At 44.9% G+C, this 12,425-nt stretch carries 8 protein-coding genes; 3 read left to right on the top strand and 5 right to left on the bottom strand.

Annotation, left to right across the window (positions count from 1 at the left end):
* Positions 1 to 44: 44 nt before the first annotated feature.
* Together AXF12_RS08465 and bioA are read left to right on the top strand one after the other, a co-directional pair.
* Positions 45 to 695: an endonuclease III domain-containing protein gene (locus AXF12_RS08465; protein WP_066430231.1), complete on the top strand. Its 651-nt coding sequence runs from the start codon at positions 45 to 47 to the stop codon at positions 693 to 695.
* A 4-nt stretch (positions 696 to 699) separates the two neighbouring features.
* Positions 700 to 1,968: an adenosylmethionine--8-amino-7-oxononanoate transaminase gene (gene bioA, locus AXF12_RS08470; RefSeq protein WP_066430233.1), complete on the top strand. Its 1,269-nt coding sequence runs from the start codon at positions 700 to 702 to the stop codon at positions 1,966 to 1,968.
* 64 nt (positions 1,969 to 2,032) lie between these two features.
* Here bioA and dprA read toward each other — a convergent pair whose 3' ends face one another.
* Entirely contained in the window at positions 2,033 to 2,905 is an 873-nt protein-coding gene (dprA, locus tag AXF12_RS08475) for a DNA-processing protein DprA (RefSeq protein ID WP_066430235.1), read from the bottom strand.
* 343 nt (positions 2,906 to 3,248) lie between these two features.
* Between dprA and lysA the strand changes: the two genes are divergently transcribed.
* The gene (gene lysA / locus AXF12_RS08480) at positions 3,249 to 4,454 is read left to right on the top strand and encodes a diaminopimelate decarboxylase (RefSeq protein ID WP_066430237.1); all 1,206 of its coding nucleotides are present in this window, start codon (positions 3,249 to 3,251) and stop codon (positions 4,452 to 4,454) included.
* A gap of 61 nt (positions 4,455 to 4,515) precedes the next feature.
* Here the strand turns inward: lysA and fumC are convergent, their stop codons facing one another.
* The 4 genes from fumC to AXF12_RS08500 form a co-directional block, all read right to left on the bottom strand.
* Entirely contained in the window at positions 4,516 to 5,913 is a 1,398-nt protein-coding gene (gene fumC, locus AXF12_RS08485; protein WP_066430238.1) for a class II fumarate hydratase, read from the bottom strand.
* A gap of 675 nt (positions 5,914 to 6,588) precedes the next feature.
* Entirely contained in the window at positions 6,589 to 8,934 is a 2,346-nt protein-coding gene (locus tag AXF12_RS08490; RefSeq protein ID WP_066430239.1) for a beta-N-acetylhexosaminidase, read from the bottom strand.
* Between the two features lie 185 nt (positions 8,935 to 9,119).
* Positions 9,120 to 10,511 (bottom strand): dihydrolipoyl dehydrogenase, encoded by a 1,392-nt coding sequence (gene lpdA, locus AXF12_RS08495; RefSeq protein WP_066430240.1) that lies wholly within the window; start codon positions 10,509 to 10,511, stop codon positions 9,120 to 9,122.
* A gap of 254 nt (positions 10,512 to 10,765) precedes the next feature.
* Positions 10,766 to 11,842, bottom strand: coding sequence for an AI-2E family transporter (locus tag AXF12_RS08500; RefSeq protein WP_066430242.1), 1,077 nt, complete (start codon positions 11,840 to 11,842; stop codon positions 10,766 to 10,768).
* Between the last annotated feature and the right edge of the window lie 583 nt (positions 11,843 to 12,425).

The raw sequence follows: 12,425 nt of genomic DNA on the forward strand, positions 1-12,425 counted from the left end.
GAGAAAAGTATGCACTCCTTTGAAAAAGAATTAGGATTTGAAGAATGAAAAAGAAAGATAAAGTACAGTTTGTGATGGACACCTTGGAGGCTCTTTACCCTGAGGTGGATATCCCCTTACAACACAAAGACCCTTATACGCTGCTCATTGCGGTGTTGCTCTCGGCTCAGACTACCGATGCGCGAGTGAATACCATCACCCCTTTGCTCTTTGCCCGTGCGGATAACCCCTACGATATGGTAAAGCTCTCGGTGGAGGAAATCCTTGAGATTATAAAGCCTGTGGGGCTCGCTCCTACCAAGGCAAAGGGTATCTATGGGCTCTCACAGATACTCATAGAAGAGCATAACGGCGAGGTACCGCAGAGCTTTGAGGCATTGGAGGCACTGCCCTCAGTGGGGCATAAGACTGCCAGTGTAGTGATGTCGCAAGCCTTTGGGGTGCCTGCCTTCCCAGTGGATACGCATATCCACAGACTGATGGCGCGTTGGGGCTTATCCGATGGCAGCAGTGTAGTACAGACCGAGAAAGACGCCAAGCGACTCTTCCCTAAAGAGCGTTGGAATAAGCTCCACATACAGATCATCTTGTACGGTAGGGAATATAGCCCTGCACGGGGGTTAGACCTCAGTCGGGATATGATAACAGCGAGATTAGGAAATAAAAAATCAGAAATTAGAGATAAGAAGAAATAAGACAATGACATTACAAGAAAGAGATGCGCGCCACTTGTGGCACCCTTATACGCAACACCAAACCGCTGCCAAGCCTTTGGGGATAGTGCGCGGGAAAGACGCCCTCCTCTGGGACGAGGACGGCAAAGAATACATCGATGCGATTGCCAGCTGGTGGGTAAACCCCTTTGGGCATAGCAATGAGGCTTTGGCAAAGGCTGCCTACAAACAGCTCACCGAATTGGAGCACGTACTTTTCGGGGGCTTTACCCATCGCCCAGCAGTGGAACTCGCTGAGAAACTCATCAGTATACTGCCCAGCAATCAGCAGAAATTGTTCTTCTCAGACAATGGTTCTACGGCAGTGGAAATTGCCATTAAGATGGCTTTGCAATACTTCTTTAACAAGGGCGAACAGCGCTTTACGGTGATAGCCTTGGAGAATGCTTTCCACGGCGATACCTTTGCAGCTATGGCAGCCTCAGGGATTTCGTTCTTTACAGAAGCCTTTGCCGACCACCTGCTCAAAGTGGTGCGTATCCCTGCCCCTGTAGCAGGCAGTGATGCAGCAGCGAAAGCCCTCAGAGCGGCTATTGCAGCGCATAACCCAGCGGCTTTTATCTTTGAGCCTTTGGTGCAGGGGGCGGTAGGAATGAATATCTACCCCGCTGAGAGCCTCGACGAGCTTATCCGCATTGCTAAAGAGAGCGGCGTGCTCACTATCGCTGATGAGGTGATGACAGGATTTGGACGCACAGGGCGCACCTTTGCCTCAAACTACCTCACCGAGCAGCCCGACATTATGTGTCTATCCAAAGCCCTGACAGGTGGCACGATTCCGCTGGCAGTAACCACGGCTACGCAGGCGGTGTTTGATGCCTTTTACAGTGAGGACATCAATAAAGCCCTCTTCCACGGGCATACGTATACAGCCAACCCGACAGGTTGTGCCATCGCCTTAGAAGCGATACACCTTTTGGAAAGTGAAGAGATGCAAGCCAACATACAGCGCATTATGGGCAGACACAAGGCGTTTGTGGCGCACATAGCTCAGCACCCCAAAGTGCAGAATGGGCGTACCCTCGGAGTGATTATGGCTTTTGAGCTCAAAACAGCTGAAAATACGGACTATTACGGTTCGTTCCGCGATAGGTTGTACAACTTCTTCATTAGCGAAGGAGTGCTGCTGCGCCCTGTGGGGAATACGATTTATATACTGCCGCCTTATATTATTAGTGATACACAACTCAGCAGGGTGTATGAGGTGATAGAGAAGGCAATAGAACGATTTTAAACTGAATAAGTAACATATAAAAAACACCTCTTCTAACTATAAGAAGAGGTGTTTTTGTTATTGATTAGCACCAACCTAAATCCTCTGCAAGTTGTTCAGGGCGTAGCAGTATTTCAGCTTTATGTCGATAAATAAGCTCGTTACAGCCCACACTATTCACATCAATAGGGCGTCCAGGTACGGCAAATACCTCACGGTTGTACTCAAAAGCCAGCCCTGCTGTCGATAGGCTTCCTCCTCTCTGTCCCGACTCTATCACTACGGTTGCCTCCGATAAGCCTGCCACGATACGATTGCGCGCTAAGAAGTTCGTAGGTTTAAAGGGAGATAGATGTCCGTAGTCAGTAAAGAGCCCTCCATTGGCTTCCATAGCTGCACAATACACAGAATGCTCTTGGGGGTATATCCTTTGAAAGCCGTGCCCCAAACAAGCGATCGTTTGCAAGCCGTGTGCCATCGCTGCACGATGTGCTACAATGTCCACACCATAAGCAAAGCCACTGACAATCACAGGATCAAAGGGTGCCACCGCTGCAATAAGTCGCTGACAAAAGCGCAACCCTTCAGCACTCGCCTTGCGCGTGCCTACCACACTAATCAAGCGCTTACCTTCCAAGTTGATAGATCCACGCTGGTAGAGCACCACAGGAGCATCTTCACATTGGTATAAAAGCTGAGGATAGTCGGCATCGGTGTAACTAAGTATCTTTATACCATTGTGATAGGCGTAATTAAGCTCCTCTTCAGCCTTATGAAGTGCTTCTCTTACCGTCAAATGCTGCCCTTGAATATGCCCCAATGCTAAGAGCTGTGTTACCTCCTCGCCATCGGTTAGTACTGCCTTTGCACTGCCCTGTGTGTCAATCAACACTCTTGCAGCTCTATCACCTATTAAATCTCTAAGTGCAATGCGGTATATTAATTCTTCATCTCTCATAATGAATAAGTTTGGTAAGGCAAAAGTACACCTTTTTAACAGAATATCAAAAATCCTCCACAAATTTAACAAGAAATAATGTAACACCCTTACGAAGGATCTACGGATACAATACGGATACAGACTATAAAAATTAAGCGATCCCTTATCTTAAGTACTAATCTCTAAGTACTCTCTGTTACAAATATCACAATTATAACTTGTTTTATACAATTCTCACTTTTTAGCTTAGCATTACAAAAAGAATTTGTACTTTTGCAGCTCATTTAAAAATAAGAACTTAGAGAACAGAGGTCAGGGATCAGCACTGACCACTAATCACTAATCCCTAACCACTAATAAAATGAATAATACAGATTTACTATCCATTGCGGAGCGTTTCGGCAGTCCCGTGTATGTGTACGATGCCGAGAAGATTGCTAGCCAATACGCCCGCCTTACTTCAGCCTTTGCGGCAGTGCCCCATCTACGTATCAACTATGCGATGAAAGCCCTATCGAACCTATCGGTGCTGCGGCTGATGCACAAGCTCGGCAGTGGCTTAGATACGGTGTCTATTCAAGAGGTGCAGCTCGGCTTGCGGGCGGGTTTTGCCCCTGAGCAAATCATCTTTACCCCCAACGGCGTTTCGATGGACGAGATAGAACAGGCAGCGGCTCTGGGCGTGCAACTCAACATCGACAACCTCTCGTTCTTGGAACAGTTTGGCAGCAAACACCCTGAGGTACCTGTGTGTATACGCATCAACCCGCACGTAATGGCGGGAGGTAATTCAAAGATATCGGTGGGACATATTGATAGTAAATTTGGCATTAGCATACACCAGATTCCGCACATCTTGCGCATTGTGGAGAATACCAAAATGCATATCAATGGCATCCATATGCATACGGGTAGCGACATCTTGGATATAGACGTGTTTCTCTATGCGGCAGAGATACTCTTTGAGGCGGCACAGCACTTCAAGGATCTGCGGTTTATTGACTTCGGTAGCGGCTTTAAGGTACCGTATAAGCAGGGCGATATACAGACGGACATCGAGGAGCTCGGACAGCGTTTGGGGCAACGCTTCTTGGAGTTCTGCGATACCTACGGGCGCGAGCTTACGCTTGCCTTTGAGCCTGGTAAGTTTTTAGTGAGCGAGGCGGGGTACTTCTTAGTGAAGGTGAATGTGGTAAAGCAAACGACCTCAACCGTCTTTGCGGGTGTGGATACAGGCTTTAATCACCTCATACGCCCAATGTTTTACGGGGCAACGCACTTCATTGAGAATCTTTCCAACCCTGAGGGTAAGAAGCGTTTCTACTCGGTGGTGGGGTACATCTGCGAGACCGATACCTTTGCCTCTAACCGCCAGATTGCCGAGATTACGGAAGGCGATATTCTCTGTTTCCACAATGCAGGTGCTTACTGCTATACGATGGCGAGCAACTACAACTCGCGTCTGCGTCCTGCGGAAGTGCTTTGGACAGGTAGCGAGGCTAAGCTCATCCGCCGCGCTGAGACCTTTGAAGATTTGGTACGTGGGCAAATAGAGGTTGATATATAAAAATAAAGAAGCTCAGCTTATGATAAGCTGAGCTTCTTTAATATCATTATGGTTGTGCTTCCTATTTTAAAGACCCTACCATATCTTCTGGACGTACCCACTTGTCAAAATCTTCGGCAGTTACATAGCCTAAACGCACCGCCTCTTCTTTTAAAGTAGTTCCATTGCGGTGTGCCGTCTGTGCGATTTCAGCTGCTTTGTAATAGCCTATCTTGGTATTAAGAGCTGTAACTAACATCAGCGAGTTATCCACGAGTTCCTTGATACGTTTGTAGTTAGGCTCAATGCCGCTTGCACAGTGCTCTTCAAATGAGAGGCAAGCATCACCCAGCAGGCGTGCTGATTGCAAGTAGTTGGCAGCCATCACAGGTTTGAAGACGTTCAGCTCGTAGTGTCCTTGCGCCCCAGCTACACTGATGGTTACGTCGTTACCCATCACCTGAGCCGCCACCATCGTCATCGCCTCACATTGGGTAGGGTTCACCTTCCCTGGCATAATAGAGCTACCTGGCTCATTCGCAGGGATAAGTATTTCGCCAATACCCGAGCGTGGTCCTGATGCCATCATACGGATGTCGTTCGCAATCTTGTTGAGCGACACGGCAAGTTGCTTCAATGCACCGTGGCTTTCTACAATCGCATCGTGTGAAGCCAACGCCTCAAACTTGTTAGGTGCCGTTACGAATGGCAATCCTGTAAACTTCGCGATATATTCCGCTACCTTCACGTCATAACCCTTAGGTGTATTTAGCCCTGTGCCTACGGCAGTGCCCCCAAGTGCCAATTCCGAAAGGTGTGCCAAGGTATTCTTCAAAGCCTTAATGCCGTGGTCGAGCTGTGCCACATAACCCGAAATCTCCTGACCGAGCGTCAGTGGAGTAGCATCCATAAGGTGGGTACGACCGATCTTCACCACGTCTTTAAACGCCTCAGCCTTCGCTTTGAGCGTGTCACGCAGTTTTTCTACCGCAGGGATGGTGTGCTCTACTACCGCTTTGTAGCAAGCAATGTGCATCCCTGTTGGGAAAGTATCGTTAGAGGATTGCGATTTATTCACATCGTCATTGGCTTTCATCACAGGGTCGCCCTTACCGATCTCGCCACCAGCAAGCACCTGCGCACGATTGGCAATCACCTCATTTACATTCATATTCGACTGCGTACCCGAGCCTGTCTGCCAGATTACTAACGGAAACTCATCATCAAGTTTACCTTCCAAGATCTCATCACAAACCTTAGCGATGAGGTCGCGTTTCTCCTGAGACAATACCCCGAGGTCATAATTAGCATAAGCAGCCGCCTTTTTCAGGTAAGCAAAGCCACGGATAATCTCTTTGGGCATTGACGCTGCTGGACCAATCTTAAAGTTGTTGCGCGAGCGTTCTGTCTGTGCGCCCCAATACTTGTCGGCAGGGACTTTCACCTCGCCTAATGTGTCTTTTTCAATTCTGTAACTCATTTTGTCGATATAATTTTACAATTAAACAATCTAAAAAAGTAGCACAAATGTACGACCTTTCCACAAGTTAGCCAAATAAAAACTGTTAAAATTATCGTTCAGCAAAGATTTTGCAGATTAAAAAATTATAAAACGCTCATATTCTTATATTTCTATTTGTGCCTTTTTATAAGGAGAATACCTCCTAAGGTTAAATTCATTTTCTTTCTCCAAGTCCATTTGCTTACATCGAAATGGGTTCTAAATCTCCGAAAGATCATATCTACAGTGAAAAAAGCTGTATTTTTTACCAAAATTCAACCTAAAATAGAATTTAAGTTCTATTTTTAATCAAAAAATAGTACTAAAAGTTTTATTTTATAGAGAAATTAAATATACATTTATATAAATATGTTTTATATTATAAAATAACTAACTGACGACGATATAAAAATGTTTTAATAATATAAATTGTATACCGACGACAGTAAAAATATATTTACTTATCACAATCTTAAAAGGAGACGAACAAAATCAAAAATGATTAAGTAAATTGTAAACTGACGACGGTATCTCACAATTTTAATTTGCATTTTCTTATCATAAGATTTATATCCTCAATTTTGAAGAAGTTCATAAAAAAAGGAGAAGATAAAAAGCATCTTCTCCTTTTAAAAAAATTATTAATTTCTACACTTAATTTACTTCGATCTCATCGATAAATAGGAACGCTGGATTCCCTGCAGCTCCTTGATGAAAAGCTGGAATTTTTTTCAACGTATTGATTCTCACTTTTAAGTAGCTTGTTTCTTTCTCTTGAAAATCAACTTTGTAGGTCTTGATCTCCTTTATCGCTGAGGTAGGAACAGGGACCTTTAGGTCTGCCGCTTTTTGAAATGTTTTTCCGTCATTTGAGGTAGATACTTCCACATAAGTCGGCGGATAGATCCAATCGCCCGTATCGATATATGTATCAAAGGCGACCTCCTTCACTTTGGTAGGAGTCCCGAGTGGAATAATCACCTCACAATCTTCTTCTTTGAAGCCTATCCAATTGCCAGACCGAGAGTTGCTATTCCCCTTGATGCCGTCGAAAAGCGTGCTGACGCCCTTGTAAGTGTAGGCACTGTTGGGTTTTGTAAGCAATTGCACTGGGCGCGCGGTTGCCTTATTAAAATAAAATTGCTGCTCAAAAGTACTTTCGCCTTGGCTGCCCTTAGTTTTTGCTTTTACCAACGTATTTTTCGTGAAATGAAGCGTGCTGGTGTACAGAGCTGATTTCTCTGTCGGATCGCTGCCGTCAGTGGTATAATATATAGGTGTATTTTCCAGACAAGAAAAACTAACCGCGATGCCGTCCTTATCGGCTTTTACATCTTCGCGCAAGCCAAAAACGTGTGTCGCATAATTGTAGCCCTCGAGCTTATAAATCGCTAACAATCTGGGCAATCGCTGCACGAAATTTTCATAATTTTTAGGCTTAGCTGGGTCTTCCCACTGCACTTCTGCCAAAGCGGCGAAGCGAGGCAGCGCCATATATTCCACGTGCTTGAAGGTCTTGATATATTCCGTCCAGATATTGCCCTGCACGCCCAAAATATGTTTGCGCTGCGCCTCATTGAGCGCGTCGGGGAAAGGATTGAAGCTATACACCCTTTCGACAGTGATGCACCCGCCAATCGCCAGTGGTTCTTTTTCGATTTTATCCGTCTGATAATAATCCAAATAGAGGTGCGACATCGGGGTCATAATCGCATCGTGATCCGATTTGGCGGCCTCTACCGCACCCTCGATGCCACGCCAAGACATCACCGTTGCATTTGGCGCCAGTCCACCTTCCAAAATTTCGTCCCAACCGATAATTCTTCTACCCTTTTTTGCTAAAACATCTTCGGCAAACGTAATCACGTGGCTCTGAAGATACTCTTCAGCAGTGTGTTTCTTATCTCCTTTAATGCCTAATTCTTTGATTCTTGCCTGACACTTAGGGCATTTATGCCAGCTTACTTTCGGACATTCGTCCCCACCAATGTGGATGTACTCCGACGGGAAAATTTCAGTTACCTCCTCCAAGATTCCCTTGATAAAATCATAAGTTTGAGGGTTTCCAGCGCAAAGCACATCTTCAGCCACGCCCCACGTTTCCATCACGTGATACGGACCTCCTGTGCATCCCAATTCGGGGTAAGCCGCCAGCGCAGCAAGCATATGCCCAGGCAAATCCACCTCAGGGATAATCGTAATATTGCGATCCTGAGCGTATTTCACGATACTCTTAAGTTCTTCTTGTGAATAAAAGCCGCCGTGAGGCTTCCCGTCGTACTCGCCACTATTTCTCCCGATAACCGTCTGCGTTCTCGTTGAGCCGAGGGTCGTCAACTTTGGAAATCGCTTCGATTCAATACGCCAACCCTGATCGTCCGTTAAATGCCAATGGAATTTATTCATATTGTGCAAAGCCATCATATCGATGAAGATCCGCACCGAATCGGCAGTGAAAAAATGGCGAGCACTATCCAAATGCGCACCACGGTAAGCAAAATAAGGCTGATCATCAATTGTTCCCGCTTTGAAGATCACCTCCGCTGCTTTTTTCACAGGGATAGCTTTTCTCAGAAACTGAACTCCGTAGAAAACGCCGCCGTTAGCCACCCCATCCACTACGATCCCGTTGGCGCTGATGCTCACTCGATACGCTTCTTTATTGGTATTGTTAAGATTTTTCACCAGCGAAATGCTGTTGTCCGTCTTTCCTTGCGCTGAACTGACTTCAAGTTGCAGGCCTGTTTGTTTTTTGATGAATTCCTGCAGAAAGCCCGCATAACGCTGCAAGTCGGCGTCATTCTGAGGAAACACAATCTTAGTAGATGAATTCAGGTGAAAAGCACCTTCCTCACTCTGGGCTACGTTCATTGATTTCACCGCGGGGATCACGTTGTAGTCCGCCGAAGTAGCCTCAGCGTTTACGTCGTTCCCCGTTTTTGATTTACACGAGATCATTGCCACCAATAGCAGCAATGTACTAACTATTTTTATCTTCATTACGAATGGTTTAAATTAATGCGACAAATGTACGAATAAATACGAAACCGACCAAACATTTTCTTGAAAAAATGAATATTAATTTATTACACTTTGTTTCTGAACATATTAGGCAGGATTATTCATAAAAAAGCCCCAAGGAAAGACACCTCAGGGCTTCACTAACAACAATAATCTAAATTATTTTATATGTGTATTACCTCACCATAAGCAGCTGCTACGGCTTCCATAACTGCCTCGCTCATTGTAGGGTGAGGGTGTACCGTCTTGATGATCTCGTGACCTGTAGTCTCCAATTTGCGGGCCACTACTGCCTCTGCAATCATATCGGTAACGCCTGCACCAATCATATGGCAGCCAAGCCATTCACCGTATTTTGCATCGAAAATCACCTTGATAAAGCCGTCAGCATTACCTGCTGCTTTTGCTTTCCCAGAAGCTGAGAATGGGAATTTACCTACTTTGATATCGTAGCCCTTTTCTTTTGCCTGCTTTTCTGTTAAGCCCACTGAGGCAATCTCTGGAGTACAATAGGTACAACCTGGGATATTGCCATAATCAAGCGGCTCAACGTGCAAGCCTTTGATCTTCTCAACACAAAGGATACCCTCAGCAGAAGCTACGTGTGCCAAAGCCTGTCCTGGCACCACATCGCCAATAGCATAATAGCCTGGCACATTAGTCTGATAGAATTTGTCTACTTGAATCTTATCGCGATCTACCTTGATGCCTACATCTTCCAAGCCAATACCTTCAATGTTGGTCTTGATACCTACAGCTGAAAGGAGGATATCTGCCTCAAGCACTTCCTCACCTTTAGCGGTTTTCACATAAGCCTTTACGCCTTTGCCTGAGGTGTCTACCTTAGTAACTTCGGCTGAGGTAAGGATGTTGATACCGATCTTCTTGAAGCTGCGCTCTAATTGCTTTGATACTTCCTCGTCTTCCACAGGAACGATGTTTGGCATAAACTCAACGATGGTTACCTCAGTGCCCATAGAGTTGTAGAAATAAGCAAACTCAATACCGATAGCACCACTACCTACTACGATCATTTTCTTAGGTAGCTCAGGCAGGGTAAGGGCTTGTCGATAGCCGATAACCTTCTTGCCGTCCTGTGGCAAAGCAGGCAATTCGCGTGAGCGTGCCCCTGTGGCAATGATAATATGGTCAGCAGCATATTCAGTCTTCTTGCCATCTTTATCAGTAACCTCTACCTTCTTGCCTGGTTTAAGTTTCCCAAAACCTTCAATCACGTCAATCTTGTTCTTCTTCATCAGGAATTGCACCCCTTTGCTCATACCGTCAGCCACCTCACGGCTGCGTTTTACTACTGCTTTGAAGTCCTTGTCAAAGCCTTTCACCACTAAACCGTAGTCAGCAGCGTGTTTCAGATACTCAAACACTTGAGCCGATTTCAAAAGGGCTTTAGTAGGGATACAACCCCAGTTAAGGCATACACCGCCTAAGTTCTCTTTTTCAATTAAGCCTACTTTAAAGCCTAATTGTGAAGCGCGAATGGCTGTAACATAGCCACCTGGTCCACTTCCAAGTACAATAATGTCGTATTTACTCATTTTCTTAAATTATTTATCAATTCTAATTGAGGCTACAAAGTTACGAAGTCTATTTTGAATGACCAAATAAAAATTACTTTTTCTTACAAAAAAAACACTTCTTACCCTTTTTCATTCAAACCTTAAATACCTCTATCAACACTAACAATCAATCAATTAAAAACACAAAAGCCCCCTCCTACCCTCTCTCACATTTCCTCCTTCAAAGAACCATCGCACTCCTGATCACTAATCACTAACCCCTAATCACTAACCTAAATATTCTTCGTCAGCAGTGCCACTAGCTTATTATTCGGGTAAAACTCCTTCAGCACCACTTTCAGCACCGTATAAGCAGGAATTGCCACCACCATCCCTACAATGCCGAAGAGCGTACCACTGATCAGCGTAATGAGGAAAATCTCCAAAGCCGTCGACTTCACCGAATTAGAGAATATCAAAGGCTGACTAAACACATTATCAATGAATTGCCCCACTAAGAACCCAATAAGCACATAGATCGTCGTAGGGAGCGACACACTCATAAAATCGTTGTGTAGGTTACTACTCATCGTAAGCAATGCCATCAGTACAAAGCCAATAATCGGACCCACATAAGGAATAATATTCAGCAAAGCACATAAAAGGGCTATCATAAAAGCATTTTCCACACCAAAAATGAGTAATACCACCGTGTAAATCACAAAAAGAATAAACAACTGCAACAAAAGACCTATAAAATAGCGCGAAAGTAGGTTGTTAATCTTAAAAATAGACGCTTTTACAGTACGCTTACGCTTATCCGACAGCAAAGATAGCAAAGCAATAAGCATTTTCTTACCATCTTTTAGAAAAAAGAACGTAATGAAGAGCACCGAAAAAAGCCCCACACCAAAACCACTGATAAACGAGATAAACGAATTGAGAAAACTCGGAATATCAATAAAATCCAAAAGCCTTTCCACACCGATGGAGAACTTATTCCCGCGTATGCCCATCGAGGTCAATGTGTAATTTATCAAGCCTTCTACATTCTCTTTCAGCTGATTGACATCAAGCACAGAGAGGTTCTGCCCCTGAGTGATCAGTAGCGGCACAAAGAGGGCAATCACCCCGAGAGTCAATACAATGAAAATCACCAGTACGATAAGCGCCGCCAATGCCTGACTGCGTATCTTACAACGCCGCCTGAGGAACGTAAGCAGCGGCATCCCCATCAAGGTCAGCACAGTAGAAACCACCAAGTACACCACTATCGCCCTAAGCAGATAAAGCGCATAAAGCCCCAGTACCACCAGCACGATCGTAGCCACCGCTCGCAAAATACCACAAGCAATCGTCTTTGCATCCATAAACTTCACTTAAATAAAATGCAAAGGTAATACTTTTTAGTGAGTAACGAGCAATGATCAGCGATTAATTTTTATAAATAGTGCAGCAGAGTGCCGTGCTCGGAAGCCTAAAACAAATAGGTAATATGAGCCTATCCCAAACGAACGAGATACGGAGCCCATTCGGATAGATCTCGAAGATCTAATGCGAGCACCCACAACGGCAACCGAACGAACGGTACAGGAACGGTATAGGAAGCGTGAACGAAGATATTAGGATAGTATTAGGTTGGTATTAGGTTAGTATTAGGTTTAGCGAAAAACTATCGAATAATCAACGAATTACAAAACCACTAAAAAAGCTTCTTTAGAGGGCAGTAATCAGAGAGCAGAGAGTAGAGAGCAGCCCTGACCTCTGATCTCTGACCTCTGATCTCTGACCTCTGATCTCTGACCTCTGACCTCTGACCTCTGACCTCTGACCTCTAAAAACACTCCTTTTAAGCCCATATAAAGCACTTGACTTCATTTTCCGCACCCCCTCTTACTCTCCTATAATAGGTGATAAAATACGCTTATTTTAAGATAGTAGCCTTGCACAAGA

Origin of the sequence: Capnocytophaga haemolytica (genome assembly GCF_001553545.1) — a bacterium.
Taxonomy (GTDB): Bacteria; Bacteroidota; Bacteroidia; order Flavobacteriales; family Flavobacteriaceae; genus Capnocytophaga; species Capnocytophaga haemolytica.

Coding starts and splice junctions, on each gene's coding strand:
- lysA (WP_066430237.1), top strand. CDS start 3,249: ATGAATAATACAGATTTACTATCCATTGCGGAGCGTTTCGGCAGTCCC.
- AXF12_RS08490 (WP_066430239.1), bottom strand. CDS start 8,934: ATGAAGATAAAAATAGTTAGTACATTGCTGCTATTGGTGGCAATGATC.
- bioA (WP_066430233.1), top strand. CDS start 700: ATGACATTACAAGAAAGAGATGCGCGCCACTTGTGGCACCCTTATACG.
- lpdA (WP_066430240.1), bottom strand. CDS start 10,511: ATGAGTAAATACGACATTATTGTACTTGGAAGTGGACCAGGTGGCTAT.
- AXF12_RS08500 (WP_066430242.1), bottom strand. CDS start 11,842: ATGGATGCAAAGACGATTGCTTGTGGTATTTTGCGAGCGGTGGCTACG.
- AXF12_RS08465 (WP_066430231.1), top strand. CDS start 45: ATGAAAAAGAAAGATAAAGTACAGTTTGTGATGGACACCTTGGAGGCT.
- dprA (WP_066430235.1), bottom strand. CDS start 2,905: ATGAGAGATGAAGAATTAATATACCGCATTGCACTTAGAGATTTAATA.
- fumC (WP_066430238.1), bottom strand. CDS start 5,913: ATGAGTTACAGAATTGAAAAAGACACATTAGGCGAGGTGAAAGTCCCT.